This is a genomic window from Pseudomonas wuhanensis, assembly GCF_030687395.1.
Classification (GTDB): Bacteria; Pseudomonadota; Gammaproteobacteria; order Pseudomonadales; family Pseudomonadaceae; genus Aquipseudomonas; species Aquipseudomonas wuhanensis.
Genome location: NZ_CP117430.1, coordinates 4,319,002 through 4,338,687, shown reverse-complemented (window position 1 = coordinate 4,338,687; position 19,686 = coordinate 4,319,002). Strand labels below are relative to the sequence as shown.

Sequence of the window (19,686 nt, the reverse complement as noted above, 5' to 3'; positions counted from 1 at the left end):
GCATTCTCGCCTAAATGGGTGTCCGGTTTCATTAGACCACTACAAAGTGGATTGCAGCACAATGCCGTGCAACGTCAAGGCACTTTGTTGGAACGCAAGGCTGGAGGCTTTGAGGTAGCGATAATAATCGTCGACTGTCTCGCGGCTGCTCGTGCGGATGGCGTCTATCCGGCTGTTTTTCAAGCGTTTAGCCCAGAGCGCGCAGGCGCGGGCGTACTGGTCGCGATCGTTGGAGACGCTTATCACTTCGAACAGCCGGTCGGCCGCTTCGAGGATATCGATCAATCTGGGTAGTTCACTTTCCGGCCAGATCCTGTCGGTAATGAACTCAGGCAGTTTTTCGAGGTTCTGGTAGCACGTGGACTGCAGCGAAAGCCTGCCGCCGGGGACAAGCATCTGCTGGCAGTGGGTAAAAAATTGCCTGTACCCCTGTATGCGCTCATCCCGAGACTGACCTGTGCGTGCAAAATGCTCAATGGCCTCGATGGAGACAATGGCGTCATATGGCAACCGAGGCTTGTGCTCCTGCCACGAAGCAAGTAACACCTCAACGCCAGGCAATGCTTGACGGGTGACAAACGCAGCCTGCTCTTCACTCAACGTTAACCCTACCGCGTGTAGGACCGAGTGAGGGCCAACGAGCCTTTTCAACAGTGAGCCCCAGCCGCAGCCGATGTCTAGTACGCGCCCCTTTCCACTGGCCCGAGCATTCTCAATATGTGTATCGAGCTTACGCAGTTGGGCGTCCTCCAGAGAGTCGTCTGCTTCGCCCTCAAGCCACAAGGGGCAAGAGTAAGTGAGGGATCCGTCCAGCCACTGTCGAAAGAAGTCGTTGCCGACGTCGTAATGATGACGAATTGCCTCAGACGAGGTGCCTATTGAGTGCTTTGGGATGATGTCTTGCAAGTTGTGGGTAAATGACCTTTCGTTCGATTTGACGATCTGCACGGGGCAATTCCTCTTGTGGCTAGTGAGTCCGTCCGTTCAGTTCTGGACGGGGCGAGGGTAAACGGGAGGAGCTGTTTTTCAGGGGGAGCGATGAGCCTGATCGACAGTCGTGCGACAGGACAGCCGAGCCTGTCTACAGCCAACGCCGAGGAATGAATGCCCTTGGCCGCGTCATTTCCGGGGTGTGGCTGTCCGAGTAGACGATGATGGGTTTACGCTGTGGCGGTACGGCGACTTGTTGGTTGGGAACCTGCGGCACAGGCGCCTGGATCGGTGGTCGTAGCTGTTGTGATGGCGGCCTCTTTCTTGGTTTTTGCAGCACGGCGTAGCTTGTCAGGTCGGGGCTTAGTTCCTGCGTTGATACAGAAGGCAATGGGGTTGTTAGAGTTCTGGGAACTAGCAGATGAGCAGGGCCATCGATCATTTGCTTGGTCAAAAACGCGGGATTGAGGCGTAGCAACTCGGATTCATCGATTCCCGCATCAACAGCGAAGGTGGACAAGTTGACTGCGTGAGTGAGTTTGACAATTTTGAAGTAAGCCTCATTGGCCACTGGTTGAAGTTTGACTCCATGGATCTTCGGCGCTCGCACCAACAAGGACAGTGCCAGTAACCTGGGCACATAATCCTGGGTCTCTTCAGGTAACCTCAAGTGCCAGAAATCGGTGGGCAGGCCTCTGTCCCTGTTCCATTTGACGGCTCGCCCGACTCTACCTTCTCCGGCGTTATAGGCGGCCAATGCCAGTAGCCAGTCGTTGTCGAACAGCTCGTAGAGTCGTGTCAAATAATCCATGGCCGCCTTGCTGGAGGCCAAAATGTCACGTCGGCCATCGTACCATCGAGTTTGGCGCAGATTAAAATCAAGTCCGGTCGAGGGAATGAACTGCCAGAGTCCCACCGCGTCTCGATTGGAGTTGGCCATGGGGTTGTAGCCGCTCTCGACGATAGGCAGCAGCGCGAGTTCGGCGGGTAGTCCGCGCTCTTCGAGCCGCTGCGCAACGAAATGAATGTAGCGCGCTGCACGAGTGCTCGCACCGTTCAGAAAAGAAGGGTTGGCAACCAACCATTTTCGTTGCTGCTCGACCCGGGCGTTGTGGCCCAAGCTGTCCGTCAGCGTAAAGCCTTTGGCCAGTCGCACCCATACGTCCTGAGTGGGGTCACCCGGCGATGAGCCTTGATCATTGACCTGTACCATGTGGCGATTTGCGTTGCCGGGCAAGGACGGGCGTTCAACTGCAGGATCGGCTCCGAGCCCGAAGGGCTGAAAACCGACGCTTAAAATGCCTAGCGCTAGCGCACGGAATCGAGATGAGTGGACGACGTCTAAGACACTCATGGCAAGCAGATAGCGTGAGGCATGGCTAGTTTGGTCGTCCTTTATCAGTGTTTTATGCAGTTCTCAAATGACGACTCAGATCAAGACGTCGCCGCCAGCGTACCTGAGTCGTCAAGACAGATAGTCCCTGTCAGCGGCAACCGAACCGGCCACACCCTGCTTCAGCTTCCTGACTGACCATGGCCAGCCCCGAAGTCCCGAAAATCATGGCCAAGCTGAACACACAGAGTTTGATGAATTTCATTGCCCCGACTCCCCGAAGATGCGTAATGAACCGTGCGGAATGCTCGTCACTACTACTGAGTGTTAAACGGCTTTCAGCGGTTCCCATCAGCAGCTGATTTTAAATTGGGTGCTGAGGATGGCGATCTCGTGGGTCAGCTGTTCGATGATGGTTTGATCGCGGTGGATCACCGATCAAAATCCCATCGGATATCAGTTCGGTACACAAGGCGAAACTGAGCGTGATAAAAAATAAATTAATGAATTAGTCGCTCAGGCCACTAGTGGCTCAGCTCGGGATACGGCCATGGGGCTGTGCTCCATTATGCGCACCAACAAGTACCTAACCCAGGCGGTGGCGGACGATAAGCTCTTGGCTCATTACGATTTACTGAAACGGTTGATCAGACTCTTCGATAACGACATAACCCACGCGTCGGTTGACGAGATCGAAAGTCCGATGCTGGAGGTAATGAGGCCGAAACAGCTCAAGAGGCACGTCACGAGCGTCCTCGGTCTAATGGCTTCAGCTGTTTTATTCCACTTGAACGGCTTTGGCTGAGAACTCATTGTGAGCCTCGATGAACTGGCGGATAGCTGTCTTCAAGTCGGCAACGCTGGTGAAGGCACCTCGGTACAGCGCTCGCCTTTCCAGTTGTGCAAACCAGCTTTCTACAGCGTTCAACCAAGACGCACTGGTCGGTGTGAAGTGCAATTTGAAACGCGGACGTTTTTCCAGCCACTGCTTGATTGCGGCCGTTTTGTGGGTCGAACTGTTATCCAGGATGACATACAGATCCAGTGCCGGTGGTGTGCTGCGATCAATCTGGTGCAGAAAGGCCAGGAATTCCTTGGCGCGATGGCGTTGCGTGATCCGCCCGATGACTTGGCCGGTCATGATGTCGAATGCCGCGTACAGACTGGCTGTTCCGTGGCGCTTGTAATCATGCGTCCGACGCTCGATCTGTCCGGGGCGCAGAGGCAACATTGGCTGGGTGCGATCCAAGGCCTGAATCTGAGTTTTCTCGTCCACAGACAGCACCAGGGCGTTGTCTGGTGGATTCAGATAAAGCCCGACCACGTCGACCACGTTATCGGCGAAATGGGGATCGTTGCTGATTTTAAAGGTCTTCAGACGATGGGGTTTGAGGTCGGAAGCAGCCCAGACCTGACGCACCTGCCAGGTGGTGACCCGCACATACTTGGCCATCAGGCGAACACTCCAGTGAGTCGCCTCCTTGGGTACTCGTCGGGTAGTCAGTGTGAGGATCTCGCTGACTTTTTCAGCCCCGATTTTGAGCGGCTGACCACTACGTGGCAGGTCGCTCAAGCCCTCGACGCCCGCCTCCAGATAGCGTTCTGCAACTGTTCGCTGATGACCTTGGGCGTCAATCCATCCGCCAGTAGAAACAGGATACGTGCACGCAAGGCGAGGCGATCAACCCTGATGGTTGACTGCGGCCAGGCTTTTGTTCCAGAACTAATAGAATTAGTTGACCATGTTTGAGTTTGGAACTCGAACCGTTTTCTGACCACTTAAGGACAAAGACAAAGACAAAGACAAAGACAAAGACAAAGACAAAGACAAAGCCGACGCGATCGCCGGGCACGGCGCCGGGCTGGCCGCACTTGAGAGCGAGCAGCAGGAGGCGCTGGTTAAGGCAGTCACCGGCATTTCCAGCGGCTGGTCCAAGGCCAACGCAATCGCCGGGTTAAGCCCACGGCTGGCAGCTCTGGATTGGGAGCAGCAACAAAAGGTAGTTGAAGCCGTCAAACAACTGCCCAATGAATTGTTCGTGATCGCCGGAGTGGGTGCCCCCGGCCTGATCGTACTAAGCAGCGAGCAGCGGGAGGCGCTGGTCACGGCAGCCGTCGAGGAGCCCCTAGAGTGGGTACAACATAATAAACTCATGCAGCTGGGCCCCTGGCTGGCAACACTGGAGAGCCGGCAGCAGGAGCGGCTGTTGACGGTAATTGGCGACAGGTTCCCAGACTCGCCAAGGGTTATAACTGAGCCGATTATCGCAATGAGCGCCGGACTGGGGACGCTCAATCCAACCCTGCAGAAGGCGCTCGTCAAATTAGCCGTCGATTTGGAATGCGGTTCGGACAAAGCAGAAGCGCTCGCCTCACTTGGTGGTGGGCTGAAAGCTCTCGAGCCGTTGCAGAAGCAGGTGCTCGTCGACGCGGCCCGCAATCTGTCCAAAGGACAGCAAGACGATAGAGGGTGGTGTGGGGCCACCTCTATCGTTCGGCTGGCCGCCGGGTGGGCTGCCCTCACCTTGAAGCAGCAGCAGGAGTTGCTTGATTCTGCCCTCGGCCTGTACCAGGACAAGAACAAGGCCATGGCGATCACCGGGATAATCAGTGGTTATCTCGCTTCGATGGTGCCAGGCGATCTTCGTTGAATGGCGGGAGGTCCGAATGATCGCAACTGGGCGCCAAGATGACGGCTATCGAACCACCCAACCAGTTCAAACTGGTCAAAGCCGACTTTCTCCTAGGCCAGAGTCTGTACATATCCTTTTCAACCCAGGCGGTGTGAAAATGCACTGAAGGTCGCACCAAGCAAGCGCGCCGACTTGTTCGGGGCGCTTGCTTTTGTGCGGTTCGCAGACGAAAAAAGGCTAGTGTGGGGCAGGTAACTATTCGTGATCGAGTGACCAGATAGTTGACCAAGCATGTTATCGGACAGCTCATAAACGAAGCCCGCGCATCATCGAAGCGTGATAACTATTGATGAGGATGTTGATCGTCGCATGCTGGTTTGCATCGGAGGCGGAGTGCAGGCAGCCCTGGCCAGCGCTTGCTGCTCCGAAGATCGAGAGCTGTCAACCCAGCACCTAGCAGTAGCCGAACATTAAGGGTTCAATCGCCGTTCCTGTTCTAACGTGAAAACCAGTGAAGGGGCATTGCCCCGGAGGTTGCTGCTGAAAAACCGTCAATGATGGAACCAAAGTAGGGTCTGATACCACCTATGACTCTTTATATTGGAAGGTTTCACAATGAGCATTGATACCCCTGATTGCGGCATGCTTCAGATGCCAGAGCAATGGATTAACGCGAAATCGTTGGTTTGGTTTGGTTTGGTTGCAGCAAAGCCTAGAATCCTACATCACGATGGCCAAACATATTTACACGGCAGTATATATGGGGCAGCTCCGCAAAATTCGCGGGGATAATGAGGCTATGATCTGTACCCTTCCTGACATAATATTCAATGACTCTAAGATGTCATTGAAACTTGATTTTGAGACCGGCAGAGTGGGGGGATGGAACCTCACTGGCATGACACTCAATGACGGAAAAGCGTTGACAATCCTGGCTGCACCAATTTGATCGATAATCTATCGAGCAATTGTAGGCCCGATTTATTTTGCCTCCGATAGAATCGGTTTTCGATTTCCAGACGCACCTAAACCCTGCACGAGCGAGCTTGCAGGGTTTAGTTAAGCTCATTCATCCAGCATGCTATCAAGCAAAAACAGGGCTGCTAAATATAACGCCATTGGAGAAGCTTACGTCGGTCAACGACTCGATACCTGAAAGCTCGATTTCAATAGTATTGCTAGTGGCGCCACCCACTGCATTACCTACTGCGTTTTTTTCCATCACGACCGTAACGACCTTTGAGTCGTAGCTAACCTGCGTAAAAAATACTTCCAGCGAATTGGCGTCGCTGCCAGTGAAGTGTCCTGTACCGTCAACAGCATTGTTCGTATTCAGTGTATAACCTTCTCCCACGTATATTGCGTCATCCTTGTTGAAATTGGCGATGTAATACGTGCTCCTTTCGACGCCAGCTTCGGCCGCAGAGTAGTATAGGTCTGTAGTGTTGGTGCTCTTATCGGCCAGGTCTTTAACGAAGGAAGGCAGCGTGACCTCAGTCGCGGCCTCCAGCGACAAGTGAGTGCCATCAAGTAATTGCGCCTGCGTAACCAGCGCATCAGCAGCCAGTGCGTTTGCCAGATTTGTGTCGAGGTCAATTTTGTCAGCGAAGGCTGTTTTATAAGCGTCGCCTGCGGTGCCGGTGATCGCAGTAGCGGCGGCCTCCTCGGCGCCTTGCGCAACCTTTTTGGCATAGTCAGTCGCGGCAAGTACTTTCATTTTGCTGAAGTCGGCGGCGCCATCGACACCCAGGAACGTGTCGAATGCGTCGGTGATGGCGCTTATCTGAGCGATAGTAGCCTTTGGATTGGTCAGGCTCTGGTAGAGTGTTGTCGCGCTATCAATAAAGGTACCGGCGGCCTCATTGGCGTGTACAAGTTCAAGGCCTGTGCTCCCTTCCGCGACAGTGAAATCAGTCTGAACCTTTGCGATTGCTATGTTGACCGCTTTAGGCGCCGCTGCGATCAAGGCATTGTTGGCGTTGACCGCGTTTTCATAATCAATCACCAGTCCCACATGGCCCACGGTACCGGCCTCGATAGTGTAAGCCTTCCGATCTGCAGCTAATTCCAATAATCCAGTTGAAGCCCCTGCTTGTAGCTCTTCGGTTGTGCTGCCGCTGACTGCGTCACGCAGCAAGGTGGCATTGGTGATGGACTGGTCAACATCTTCATAAGCCAGCACGCCATCCTCGGATGGAATTCCCAGGGTCTCCAGCTCGGCGGGGGTCTCCAGTTTATCATTCAGGGCGAACGCTTCTTTGTTCAATGCCGACAGTTCAGTGACTGCGCTGGCTTCAAAAGCAACCAGCGCTAATTCCGCGTTGGCTTGGGCCTTGAGAGCTGCGACGCCGGCTGGAATTGCGATACCCGAAAGGCTGCCGTTTTCCAGTTTATCCAAGGCGTCGTCAACAGATACAGTCGTACCGTCAACACCATCCAGAACGGTGGTGGAGTCCGCCAGGGTGTAGTTCGAGCCAGCGGCAATCGTATAGGCCTGCGCGACAACAACCTTGTTGGCAATGACTTGTGCGTCGGCAGTGGTTGCGCCGTTTACGAATGTGGTGAGCAGTTGATCCGTAGGGACGGCTGTCCCCGCCCCCGAAGCCCAGTAGTCAAGGTCGGTGGTATCTGGCGAGCGATTGAAGAGGTTGTTGTACAGCGTGATGATAGTGTCGGAACGAGACAGGCCGCCGTAATTATCAGAATACTCGGGCCGTTCGTTAATGAATTTTGTGCCGAGGTTCTCCAGCGTCAGGGTGGGGGATTCGGCGTTCAACTCCGACATCCAGTAGTCCAGCCCGGCTTTATCAGCGGCGTGACCGAGGCTTACGACATAGAGTTGTTGTACTTGTGCAGAAGTGGTAGCCATTACGTTTCATCTCCAACATGAGTCAGTATCGACGTCCAGACTTCCGAGCCCGAATACGAACTTGCAGGCTCAAGCGTGTTGTCGCGTTACGATATAGCTTGGCCGCAAAATTTATCAATGCGGTACGGGGCGCATGCGAATCGTTATTTCATTTTTTTGACGGCGGTAGAAGCCATCTACTTAATAGTACCTCTCAAAATATCGAACTAACAATAATGGCTGTATGCCTTCCTTTCAAATTTACTCGCAGGAGGTTAGTGCGGATATTTCGTTGGGGTGGTTTATCAATAAATTCCAAAGGTGACCTACGAATATTTACGAAGGTGGGCGAGGGGCGACCAGGTAACTTAATATTGGTTCACGCCTAATAATAATTAATTTTTCTTGTGCGCAAGAGTTGCCGATCATAGAATCTTTCAAGGGTTATCTGGCTCGATGGTCAGCAGATAAATAAATTGTTGCGTGATAACGCGGCCCCCGTCTGTGTTGTTAATAAGCGATAGCTGTGTGGAAATAACCACGTTTGCTGTGTTGCCGTTATTTCTAGACCTATTGCGGTGCTCTATTTGCCGAGTCCTGTGCCTTTGGAGCTGGGCAGATGTGGGCGCACCTTTCAATATCCTCATGGCAGTATCGAGCCTATGCGCAGCACACATGAAAACAGCTTGCAGAGTGCATTGAATACGAGTCGGAGCAGCTTCCTGTCGATTGGCTTCTTTAGCTTTTTTATCAATGCGCTGCTGCTGGTGCCGACCTTTTACATGCTCCAGGTATATGGGCGGGTAGTGACCGGCGGTAGCCTATCGACGCTGTCCATGTTGACGCTCATTATGACCATGCTGTTGCTGACCATGGGATCTCTGGAGTGGGTCCGTTCACGCATCATGGTGCGCGTCAGCACCCAACTGGATGTGCTCCTCAGCCGCCAGGTGTATAAGGCGGGTTTCAAGCGGGCCCTGGAAAGCGGCGGCATGGATGCGTCTGCGCAGTCGCTGAGCGACTTGACGGGTCTGCGACAGTTTCTGACCGGCAACGGTCTGTTCGCTTTTTTCGACGCGCCATGGCTGCCGATTTATGTGGGTGTAATGTTTTTGTTTCACCCTTGGTACGGCTGGGCAGCGCTGGGCTGTGCCGTGATTTTGCTATTGCTGGCTTTTATCAACGAACGAGCGACTGGCAGGACGCTGGCTCAGGCCAATAAGGAAAACAGTGCGGCGACCCTCGATATCAACAAGAATCTGCGTAATGCCGAAGTCATAGAATCAATGGGCATGCTCGGCAGCCTAATGGATCGCTGGAGCCTTCGCCACGCACGCGTGCTTATTTTGCAGTCGAGAGCAAGTGACAAGGGTGGGCTGATCAGTGCTATTGCGAAAACCTTCCGCGTTCTGGCTCAGTCGCTGATTCTTGGACTTGGCGCCTTTCTAGCGGTCAATCATGAAATCAGCCCGGGCCTGGTAATTGCCGGCTCTGTGCTGCTGGGACGGGCCCTGGCACCGATAGATTTGATCATCGGCAGTTGGAAAGGGTCCGTCATCGCCCGCTCGCAATACACCAGGCTCAACACCGTTCTGGAGAAGCTGCACGCCGAACCGCAGCGTATGTGCTTGCCGGTACCTCAAGGTCATGTGCATGTGGAAAACCTGGTCGTAGCGGCGCCTGGTTCGAAAACGCCTATCATCCGCGGCATCAGCTTTGGTGCGCCGGCTGGTTCCGTGGTGGGGATTATCGGCCCGAGCGCGTCGGGCAAATCCACGCTGGGCAGAGCGCTGATGGGCGTATGGGTTCCACAACACGGCGTTGTGAGGCTCGACGGTGCGGATATCAGTCTCTGGGACAAGCACGAACTGGGTCCGCATATGGGCTATCTGCCGCAGGACATTGAATTGTTTGAAGGCACCATCAGCGAAAACATTGCGCGCTTTGCTGATATTGATTCCGAGAAAGTCGTGCATGCCGCCAGGATGGCCGGCGTGCATGAAATGATCCTGCTGTTGCCCCAGGGCTACGACACCGTCATTGGCAGCGAAGGCGTCAACCTGTCTGGTGGTCAGCGTCAACGGGTAGGTCTGGCCCGGGCGATGTACGGAACACCACGGCTGATACTGCTGGACGAACCCAATTCCAATCTTGACGAAGTCGGAGAGCGCGCGCTGGCTTCCGCCATCCGGGCGCTCAAGCTGACCGGGGCGACCATCTTTATCATTACTCACCGCACCCCAATTCTCGCGCAGCTTGACCGCATTCTGGTGATGAGCAACGGAGGCGTGAGCATGTACGGGCCCTCCAATCAAGTAATAGCAGAGCTCGACGCGCAGCAACTGGCGGCTCGACAAAAAACAACCCAGGGTGCCACAGGTACGGCTGCGGCCAGTGTCTGAAAGGAAGATTTCGATGACACGTACAGCAGCCATTTCAGCCGATCACTTCGCCGATTTACCAACATCTGACCAGACAACGCGCCGGCTGGGATTTTCCATCGTCTTCGTGATGTTCGGTGTGTTTGGAACCTGGGCTGCATTTGCACCCCTCGATGGTGCGGCGTATGCGCCAGGGGTCGTCACTGTGCAGACCTATCGCAAAACGGTACAACACCTGGAGGGAGGTATCGTCAAAGAGGTGCTGGTACACGATGGAGATAGGGTTACTAAAGGCCAACCGCTGATCGTGCTAAATGAGGCCCAGCTGCGGTCCGAATACGAGATGAATCACAATCAGCTGGTCGCCGGCAAAGCGATGGAGGCCCGCCTGATCGCCGAACGTGACGACATGATTTCGCTTGATTTCGACGCGATGGAAGATCTCGATACCTTGCGTGGTATGGAGGTGCGGGCAGGTGAAAGCCAAGTGTTCAACGCCCGTCGCGCTTCCCGTCTGGGCCAGATCTCGGTTCTGCAAGAGCGTATTGGCCAACTGAACCAGCAGATAAAAGGCACTGACGTAATGATCGCGACAAAGAGCAACCTGAAAAAATCCTACAGCGGCGAAATCGGTGAGCTGAATGAGTTGCTGGCTCAAGGCTTCGTCGACAAACAGCGTCTGTTGGACCAGGAGCGCAAGCTGGACATGCTGCGATCAGAAATCACGGACCACAATTCCACCAACATCAAGACCCGTCTTCAAATCAACGAAACACAACTGCAGGTCCTGCAGATCGATAAGGATTTCAGCTCCGAAGTGGTTAAGCAGTTGTCCGAAGTCCAGACCAAAAATTACGATCTGCAGAAGCTTACTTCAGCCCTTGCCGATCGATTAAGTCGCATCGTAATCCGCGCTCCGGATGATGGCATGGTCATCGGCATGACCGTGCACACTGTCGGTGGTGTCGTTAGTCAAGCCACACCGTTACTGGACATCGTGCCTTCGGTCTCCGACCTGGTTGTCGAAGCTCAGGTGGCGCCGCAAGACATCAATCGTATCGCCATCGGCAAACTGGCCGACATCCGTTTCAGCGCGTTCAACAGTGCCACCACTCCAGTCGTCGAAGGCCTGGTCACTGGTATCTCCGGTGACCGTCTGGTCAACGAAAAAACTGGCGAGCCTTATTATCTGACCCGGATAAGCGTGACCCCTGAGGGCGTGCGCACATTGGCTAACCGCAAGTTGCTGGCCGGTATGCCGGCTGATGTGCTGATCAACACCGGTGAGCGCACGATGCTGCAGTACTTGATGCAACCTGCTCGCGATGCTGTTTCTCAATCAATGATTGAGGAGTGACGGTGCGCCTGTTGCCTTATCTGATCCTGGGTTTATTGGTCCAGCCCGTTCAAGCTGGCGAGCCGAAAACGGCTGGGTCATCGACACCTCGAATACCTCCTGGCAGCATTAGTATCAAAGACTATTCAGCAGACCTGATGCAACTCTACCGCGAGTCGCGCCTGGAGGACCCTCGTGTCTTGGCCTCATACTCCCGCGCTCAGTCCAGCAAAGAGCAACAGCGCGAATCCTTTGGCGGTCTGCTACCGCAGATTTCAGCCAACGCTGGAACCAACCGCATAAGGCAGACCAACGAACTCACCGAACAGGTTTACAACAGCGAGAATTACAGCCTTAACTTGAGTCAGCACCTCTATAACAAGGCCGCGTGGGAGAATTACCAGAAATTCAAAAGTCTGGCCCGACAATCTGTTGACGAGTCCAGGGACGCCGAAGCTGAAGCCGCCGTCGATCTGGCTCAGCGCTATTTCGCAGCCCTTGCCGCTGACGATGAACTTGAGCTGGTGCAGGTGGAGCGCCGGGCCACGCAGAAAAATCTTGACCGGATTAGTGCCTTGTTCAAGAAGCGTCTAGCGATGATCACAGACAAGCTCGACATTCAGGCTCGAGTCGACTTGCTGGCGGCGCAGGAGGTAGATGCCCGCAATCAAGTGCGTGTCACCCGTGCAGCGTTGTCGGAAATCATCGGGCGCCCAGTGAAAGAAAAGTTGCGCCGCGTTCGAGATGATGTCCAATTGCAGGTGTCGGCTCTTGGCCTGGATAGTTGGGTACAGTCCGCTGTGTTGGATAACCCGCAGTTACAGGCCAGTCAAAATGCTGTTGAAGCCGCCGGTGCCGCGTTGCGCGCTGGCAAGGGCGAGCACTACCCGACTGTCAGCTTGAATTTAAGCGCTCAAAACTCGAACGAGGGTTACAACAACGCCTTGGCGCCCAAGACCGATAGCTACGTTGCAGGCATCGGTGTGCAGGTTCCGATCTACAGTGGAGGCTCCGTTTCGGCACGCGTGCGTGGTCTTTATCAGGATCAACTCACTGCTGAACAGCAGTGGGAAGCCACCCGCCGTCAGGTTATTAAAGAAACGACAAATGCTTATTTGACCGCGGACTCAAATGTCGAAAAAGTCAGTGCCAACCGAAATGCCTTGGCGTCAGCCGAGCAGTCCAGTATTGCGTCTCAAAAAGCGTTCTCCTATGGTGTGGTGAATGCTGTAGATGTCATGATCAGTGTGCAAAACGAATTCATGGCACGTCGTAACCTGCTAAAGACTCAATACGACTTTATAACCAACCTGCTTATTCTCAACCGTTGGGCCGGCATACGGTCCGATGACAGCATCGAGACCGTCAATACATGGTTGAGCATTGATGGCAACGCTGTCCATGTCCGTGAACGGAGCAGCATCCAGTAAAATCTGAGAATCATCTAGCCGGCCTCCCCACCTCACGGAGGTGGGGCAAAATTCAAGGTGCGAACTTAGTCTTTTGCTGTGAGGAGGCCGTGATGAAATTCTGTGGCATAGACCCTTCGAACAACAGCGTTGTGGTAGTTACCGACGAAACGGACCGGGTACTGGTCAGTCGGCGCTGTCCCAATGAGTTGCCGATCATCATCGGGCTGCTCGAACCGCACCGTGCCGAACTGCTCGGTGTCGTGGTCGAGTCGACGTACAACTGGTATTGGCTGATCGATGGCCTCAAGGCGGCGGGCTTCGAGGTCAAACTGGCCAATCCTGTTGCGATGAAACGCTACGACGGGCTAAAGCATTCCGACGACAAGGACGATGCGGCGTTCCTCGCGCATTTGCTGCGACTCGGGATTTTGCCGACCGGCTATATTCATCCGCCGCAAGAACGGGCACTGCGTGATCTGGCGCGCAAACGTATTCAGTTGGTGCGCAGCAGAACGCAGCACATTCTGGCCGTCGAAAACATCATGGCGCGCCAGTTTGGCCAGCGATTGAGCTGCAATGAAGTCAAAGGGCTGTCAGCCACATCCGTCGACAGGCTGGGCCTGCCAACGGATGTGGCTCTGGCGATGAAAGCCAATGTCGCCATCATCCAGACGGTGCAGGCGCAAATTGATTTTCTCGAGGAGCGATTGCTGCATGAAGTCAGCCTACGCCCAGCGGTTTCGTTGTTAAAAACGATGCCAGGAATTGGCGAAGTGCTGGCCACAGTCATCATGCTGGAGACGGGAGATATTGAGCGCTTTGCCGACGTGGGCAACTTCGCTTCTTATGCCCGATGCGTAAAGAGTGCGCATTACTCCAACGGTAAGAAAAAGGGCGAAGGTAACACCAAGAACGGCAACGCTTACTTGATCTGGGCCTTTATCGAAGGGCTAATTTTGCCCGGCGTTTCAGTGACGATGCCAAACGTTTTTTCGAGAAAAGAAAGCCAAGACCAATGCGTGGTCGCCACTAAAGCGCTGGCGCACAAACTGGCGCGGGCGAGTTATCACATCCTGAAGGAGAAACAACCTTTCGATGCCAAACGCTGTTTCGCCTGACGGGCGAGTTAAGGTGATGGCCGGCCAACCAAAAGGGGACTGGTGTGAACCATAAAATCTGAGTGGCGGCCGGCTGTCACCGCCTGAGTGTGTTGTAACCGGGTCGTCTGCCAAGTGAGCCCGTTGGGACTGGACGTGTGTTGTGCACGAGCCACAGTTCTGTGACAGGTTTTGGACACATTGGCGGCACCAACGTTTCTCTGGGGCAGGTCACTGCCAGGGCGGTGCTTGCTGTAGCGCTACCGCTTGATCCCCATGGGTGTCAGGCACGACTCGGTCGTAGCCAATGATGAGGAAACGGGTTCGATGGGTTCAACCGATCAGGTTGAGTTAAAGGACAAACCCTGCAGGTAAAAACTGCAGGGTGCGGTGGCTTTTAACCTTGACTTGAGACCGGCTAATGGGCGGTCCCCATTTGCTTGCGCCCAAAGGAGGCCGTCGTCTTACTTGTTGTTCGACCGCTGCAAGCCTGCCGAACAATCTACCGATCGAGCGGGCCCTCTCAATCAGATCGTATAGACCGAGGACGCTCGTGTCGTGCCTCTTAAACTGTTTCGGCCCCATTAACTCCAGCATCGGTCCATCGATTTGGTCGACTGAAGCGGGTTATGTAGCCATCGAAAAGTGGCCTTACCTGTTTCAGAAAGGGCGGCGGCAAAATCTGAGTGCAACACCTGACCTTTCCGGTACGGTGCAGCCCCTATGTCTTATTCCGAACTCAGCGTTGAAGAGCGCGCCACCATTCAAATCGGTCATGCCCAAGGCTTCAGCCTGCGTAGGATTGCCTGCTTGATCACCCGATCCCCTTCGATCATCAGCCGGGAGCTGCGCCGCAATCGAGATGCCTGCGGCGGCTACTCGGCCCGTGTGGCCCAGCGGCAGATGCAGGCCCGCCGCCAGGTTTGTCGACCGATGCGAAAGCTGTTGCCGGGTAGCGAGCGCTTCAAGTTGGTGGCTCATATGCTGCGTGAGCGTTTGTCTCCCGAGCAGATTGCCGGCAAGCTGCGCAGCATGAACATTCCCAGCCTCAGAGATGCCTACGTCTGTCGCGAGACGATCTATAACGCGATCTATGCCTTGCCGGTCGGCGAGCTGCGTAAGGAGCTGATCATCTGTCTGCGCCAAAGCAAGACAACACGCAGGCCGCGCTCTGGTGGCGTGGATCGGCGCGGCCAGATTCCCGAGATGGTCAGCATCCATGTGCGTCCGCCGGAGATTGAAGACCGTCTGATGCCGGGGCATTGGGAAGGCGACCTGATCAAGGGTAAGGCCAACGCCTCGTCCGTAGGCACGTTGGTGGAGCGCACCAGTGGCTACCTGATGCTGGTGAAGATGAATGATGCGACGGCAACCTCGGCGATGGAGGGCTTCAGTGCAGCGCTCAATGGCATGCCATGGCAATGCGCAAGAGCATGACCTACGACCGGCCGGGAGATGGCGCGACACACGCCGAGATCATCCAGAAAACCGGCATCGCGATTTACTTCTGCGACCCGCACAGCCCCTGGCAGCGCGGCAGTAACGAAAACATCAATGGCCTGATCCGCCAGTACCTGCCCAAGGGCACGGACTTGTCGGGACACAGCCAGGAAGAACTGGATGCCATTGCCTTGCAACTGAATATGCGCCGCCGTAAACGCTTCGATTTCAAATGTCCGATCGAAATGATGAGTGAGGTGATGCAAAAGGCCATGGCTATGCGGCACGATGCGCCCACTTCAATCCAATAACCGTGTTGCACTCAGCTCCTGCAACCGCCTAGCTTTCATTCGCAACTAATGCCGGTTTGCGGAGGTGGATACCTGCATTATTTAGTGAGCGGGTGTGCTGCCTTCGCACAGTCTCAAGTTGAGCGCTTACGGAACCAATTCCGTTCGGCGGTCGCTCCTCACGGTTCGTGCGCTACTCAGAGAACACATCCTTCGCCTTTGACGTCAAAAAATCAGGAGATATAGAGCGTATGGGAATAGAGCTCTCAGGCTTCCGGTCAATCCATAGCCCTGTATATGAAAACGCGGCAGACGTCGAAAATGGAGGTTCTACCCAATCCGGTACACCATTGGCAAAACAGGTGATAGGAAACCACCCGTTATCGACCGAACTCGGCGCGGTCCAAGACACCAATACTTCAGATCGCCGTCGACGCACCTCTTCGTTGTCGGATGCTGATCGACGACTGGCGGCTTACGTATTTGCTCGCACGGTTGATAATCGTCGGCCCAACGAAGTTGAGTTAGGAATGTTAAGAGAGGCCAATGCATCAATCAGAGAGACTCAAGAGTTGTTGCCGTTCGGGAGAGGTAATGTTCAGTCGGACTTGGATCGAACACAAAACGATTCGTTTTTCAGATCCTCCGCGATGCGATCTACTTTGCAAAAGCCCTGCCCAGCCGCCGTTGGCCGTGAACAGGTTTTTCAAAGGCGGGGTTTGAAGCCAGCGGACCGGCTGGAACGGGCTATGGAGTGGCGTCGAGCGGTTAGGACAGTGCCCCTCACGTCAGCGGGCCATCCAGACTATTGCGGTCCACGCGCGGCCTGCAGCTGGGCATCGATGCGCACGACACCTGCCCCCAATCCGGCGGCGTGCAGGGCGCTGGCGACGTCGCTGCGAGTTCTCAACGACCCGTCGTCGTTGTGCAGGTGCGCGTTGATCTGAGCATCCGTGGCGCCGCGCAGGAGCCGTGCCCCCCCGGCGGCCCGCAGCGCCGCCGCGATGCGCATCGTACTTGCCCCCAATCCGGCGGCCTGCAGGGCGCTGGCGACGCCGCTGTGAGTTCTCAACGACCCGTCGTCGTTGTGCAGGTGCGCGTCGATCTGAGCATCCGTGGCGCCGGGCCGGAGCCGAGCCCCCCCGGCGGCCTGCAGCTGGGCATCGATGCGCGCGCTACTTGCTCCCAATCCGGCGGCGCGCAGGGCGCTGGCGACGCCGCTCCGAGTTCTCAACGACCCGTCGTCGTTGTGCAGGTGCGCGTCGATCTGAGCATCCGTGGCGCCGGGCCGGAGCCGAGCCCCCCCGGCGGCCAGCTGGGCCGTGATGCGCGCGACACCTGCCCCCAATCCGGCGGCCTGCAGCTGGGCCGCGATGCGCGTGACACCTGCCCCCAATCCGGCGGCCTGCAGGGCGCTGGCGACGCCGCTGCGAGTTCTCAACGACCCGTCGTCGTTGTGCAGGCGCGCGTTGATCTGAGCATCCGTGGCGCCTCGCAGACGCCGTGTCCCCCCGGCGGCCTGCAGAGGGGCATCGATGCGCGCGTTACTTGCCCCCAATCCGGCGGCCTGCAGGGCGCTGGCGACGCCGCTGTGAGTTCTCAACGACCCGTCGTCGTTGTGCAGGCGCGCGGTGATCTGATTATCCGTGGCACCTCGCCGTTTTGGCGGCTGGCCTTCGGACGTTGGCCCCGACCGAGAGGACAGGGAGGGCACCTGGTAGGGTGCGCTGCTTACCGTGCTGCCCGATGGCAGGGCTGGCCCCGAGAAGCCCGACCGACTCTCTCCCTGATCCAAAGCACGAAGCCGTTGCGCTGCTTCATACGCATCCTTCTCATTACTCAATCTGCCTGCTATGACGGGTTTTAAGTCATCGAGCGTATAATCATTGTGGAGTCCGCGCTGAGCCCGCATCGAATTCAAATCATTCAGCATTTTCGGTGTGTTGTCGCGACGGAACGCCTCTAGCGACACTTTACTCAGATAGGTTCTTGAGTCAGGTGAAACCGACCTGCGCGGTGCTTCCCACTCGGTGGGCGGGGGGGCTGACTGCATCGAGGACCCGGAAGCAAGGTTTCGGCTTGCCTGGTACTGATCCACGTGCCGTTTCACGTCCTGTTCGGTGTACGCTGCGGGCTCTTTTGGCCCACCGCTTCGTTTAAAATCCGATTGCGGATACTCGGCTTCTAAGTTTCTCTGGCCCCCAGGAGTGCGGAGGTCGTTGATGATCGTGGTGCGTTGCGAAATATCGGTCGTATTTTCTTCTGCCAGGTACGCGGCGAGGTATGCAGAATGTGGGGAAAGGGGGCGCACTTTTTTCTCCTTATGGGATAAGTAGCAGGCAGCTTCTGCGTAAGATCGTTAGACCGAATCCTACGGACATAGGCATAGGCATAGGCATAGGGCAGGGATGTTTGAGTGGTCTGGGGGGCGAGTTGGGTTCCAGGGCATGGGACAATCGACGGAGGGTGTAGAGTGCCGGAGTCCTCGGGTGGTGAGCAGGGCTTACGCATCAAATTCCGCGAATCTGATTTAAGCGATACTGCGCCAGTGATTTTCTTCTGGAACGCCCTGTGCTTAATGGTCTGCTTGATGTATAGGAAATTCAATAATTCCTAACCAAGGTCATGAGCTGAAAAGGCATCATCGAAACTTTTCCAACGTGGCGTCGATGTCAGGGAAAAATGTTTTTCACCCATCGCCCGCGTCGAAAAAGGGGCCGAAAGCGACTTTTCTCTACCTTTTCCAGATTTCGGACGCACCTCTCCCGCATCAAGCCCGCACATACCTCATCCGCGCGATCGCGTGGGCATGGGTAACCAGCCCCTTCACTGTCAGCCCACTGATCGCCGCCGTGTACACCATCCGCGCGCCGCACAGCACGCAGCTGAACGGATCGACATTTAAAAACGCTTTCGCCATCTGTGCGAAATACAGCTTTGGCGTCGGCCCCGGCTTTGCCATCTTCAGGGCTTCGTATACCTGCGGCAGGTATTTCCCACACACCCGGTTGGCCAGAAAGCCGAAATAGCGGATCATCCGGAAATGCTTCTGCGGGATGTGCTGCACCACCCGGCGCAGCATGTCGGCCTGGCTCAGCGACTCCTGCTGATAGGTCTGCGTGCGGTGATCCAGGTAGGTGAAGCTCAGCGTCGCGCCCGATGTGTAATGCGCTAGGCGACTGCCCGAGATCGGAGGCTTCTTCAGGTAACGGCCCAGGTAATTCACGGTCTTTCGCCCGTTTTCCGTCTTCTTCGACCGGTAGATGTGCCAGTGTTGGCCGCCCGCAGTGAGCACCAGGCGGCGCCAGTCGCTTTCGCAGGTGATGTGCGCTAATTCCGGCGGCAACACGAGCTGGCCCCATTGCTCCAAGAGGTAGTTGCGCACATTCCACATCCAGCGCCGGCGCATCGCCTTTTCATGAAACGCCAGGTTTTTCCAGACGCCCTGCCCATCCAGGCCACCAGCAGTCGCCGAGAGGTGCACGTGAGGGTGCCAGTTAAGCCGTCGGCCGTAGGTGTGGAGCGCGCCAAACAGCCCGATGCGCAAACCTCGCCGCCTGGCGGCATACAACAGGTTGTCCGCCGCCAGGCGGCACAGCGCATCGAGCAGAGCACGGTTGTGAAAGAACAGCGGCCACAGCGTGTCGGGCAGCGTAAACACCAGGTGGTACCAGGCGCAGTCGGGCAAGCGGTTGTGTTGAACGGCCATCCACTGATCGGTGGCTTTTTTGCCGCACGAAGGACAGGCTCGGCAGTGGCAGGTGTTGCACCGGTATTTGACGTGCGGGCAGTGCCCACTGCCGCAGGTGCAGTGCTTCACGCCCAGGATCGAGGTGCCGCTGGCCAGCATTTTGCTCACCGATTCCACTTCGATGGCGTAGACCGCTGCCCTCCAGCAACCCTGGCCAGCCGCCGTTGGCCGTGAACAGGTTTTTCAAAGGCGGGGTTTGAAGCCAGCGGACCGGCTGGAACGGGCTATGGAGTGG

General features: G+C 55.9%; 10 protein-coding genes and 2 pseudogenes. 6 read left to right on the top strand and 6 right to left on the bottom strand.

Annotated elements, in window-relative coordinates; genetic code table 11:
- Window positions 1-39: 39 nt before the first annotated feature.
- The 3 genes and pseudogenes from PSH88_RS19980 to PSH88_RS19970 form a co-directional block, all read right to left on the bottom strand.
- Window positions 40-948 (bottom strand): class I SAM-dependent methyltransferase, encoded by a 909-nt coding sequence (locus PSH88_RS19980; protein ID WP_305483334.1) that lies wholly within the window; start codon window positions 946-948, stop codon window positions 40-42.
- Window positions 949-1,081: 133 nt separating this feature from the next.
- The gene (locus PSH88_RS19975) at window positions 1,082-2,086 is read right to left on the bottom strand and encodes a transglycosylase SLT domain-containing protein (protein WP_370694662.1); all 1,005 of its coding nucleotides are present in this window, start codon (window positions 2,084-2,086) and stop codon (window positions 1,082-1,084) included.
- Window positions 2,087-3,025: 939 nt separating this feature from the next.
- Window positions 3,026-3,991, bottom strand: a pseudogene (locus PSH88_RS19970) (IS630 family transposase); the annotation flags it as partial.
- Between the two features lie 311 nt (window positions 3,992-4,302).
- Between PSH88_RS19970 and PSH88_RS19965 the strand changes: the two are divergent.
- The gene (locus PSH88_RS19965) at window positions 4,303-4,914 is read left to right on the top strand and encodes a hypothetical protein (protein WP_305422225.1); all 612 of its coding nucleotides are present in this window, start codon (window positions 4,303-4,305) and stop codon (window positions 4,912-4,914) included.
- Between the two features lie 1,066 nt (window positions 4,915-5,980).
- On the opposite strand, the gene PSH88_RS19960 is transcribed toward PSH88_RS19965, so the two are convergent.
- Window positions 5,981-7,765 carry a DUF4214 domain-containing protein gene (locus PSH88_RS19960; protein ID WP_305422223.1) on the bottom strand — a complete coding sequence of 595 codons (1,785 nt, stop codon included), beginning with the start codon at window positions 7,763-7,765 and terminating at the stop codon, window positions 5,981-5,983.
- Window positions 7,766-8,406: 641 nt separating this feature from the next.
- Here PSH88_RS19960 and PSH88_RS19955 point away from each other — a divergent pair.
- The 5 genes and pseudogenes from PSH88_RS19955 (at window position 8,407) to PSH88_RS19935 (ending at window position 15,721) form a co-directional block, all read left to right on the top strand.
- A complete protein-coding gene (locus PSH88_RS19955; protein WP_305422222.1) occupies window positions 8,407-10,146 on the top strand; it encodes a type I secretion system permease/ATPase in 1,740 nt (579 codons plus the stop codon).
- Window positions 10,147-10,159: 13 nt separating this feature from the next.
- A complete protein-coding gene (locus PSH88_RS19950) occupies window positions 10,160-11,482 on the top strand; it encodes an HlyD family type I secretion periplasmic adaptor subunit (RefSeq protein ID WP_305422221.1) in 1,323 nt (440 codons plus the stop codon).
- Between the two features lie 20 nt (window positions 11,483-11,502).
- Complete coding sequence (locus PSH88_RS19945) at window positions 11,503-12,891, top strand: TolC family protein (protein ID WP_370694712.1); 1,389 nt, start codon at window positions 11,503-11,505, stop codon at window positions 12,889-12,891.
- A 92-nt stretch (window positions 12,892-12,983) separates the two neighbouring features.
- Complete coding sequence (locus tag PSH88_RS19940) at window positions 12,984-13,991, top strand: IS110 family RNA-guided transposase (protein ID WP_305483333.1); 1,008 nt, start codon at window positions 12,984-12,986, stop codon at window positions 13,989-13,991.
- 702 nt (window positions 13,992-14,693) lie between these two features.
- A pseudogene (locus PSH88_RS19935) lies at window positions 14,694-15,721 on the top strand (IS30 family transposase).
- A 784-nt stretch (window positions 15,722-16,505) separates the two neighbouring features.
- On the opposite strand, the gene PSH88_RS19930 reads toward PSH88_RS19935, so the two are convergent.
- Together PSH88_RS19930 and PSH88_RS19925 are read right to left on the bottom strand one after the other, a co-directional pair.
- Window positions 16,506-17,543, bottom strand: a complete 1,038-nt coding sequence (locus tag PSH88_RS19930; protein ID WP_305422218.1) for a hypothetical protein — start codon at window positions 17,541-17,543, stop codon at window positions 16,506-16,508.
- 927 nt (window positions 17,544-18,470) lie between these two features.
- A protein-coding gene (locus PSH88_RS19925) for an IS91 family transposase (protein ID WP_305483331.1) occupies window positions 18,471-19,638 on the bottom strand; the annotation gives its coding sequence in 2 pieces (ribosomal slippage) (window positions 18,471-19,575 and window positions 19,574-19,638; 1,170 coding nt in all).
- Window positions 19,639-19,686 lie beyond the last annotated feature (48 nt).

Excerpts from the sequence above, each read along its gene's own strand:
- PSH88_RS19960 (WP_305422223.1), bottom strand. The coding sequence starts at position 7,765 with ATGGCTACCACTTCTGCACAAGTACAACAACTCTATGTCGTAAGCCTC.
- PSH88_RS19955 (WP_305422222.1), top strand. The coding sequence starts at position 8,407 with ATGCGCAGCACACATGAAAACAGCTTGCAGAGTGCATTGAATACGAGT.
- PSH88_RS19950 (WP_305422221.1), top strand. The coding sequence starts at position 10,160 with ATGACACGTACAGCAGCCATTTCAGCCGATCACTTCGCCGATTTACCA.
- PSH88_RS19940 (WP_305483333.1), top strand. The coding sequence starts at position 12,984 with ATGAAATTCTGTGGCATAGACCCTTCGAACAACAGCGTTGTGGTAGTT.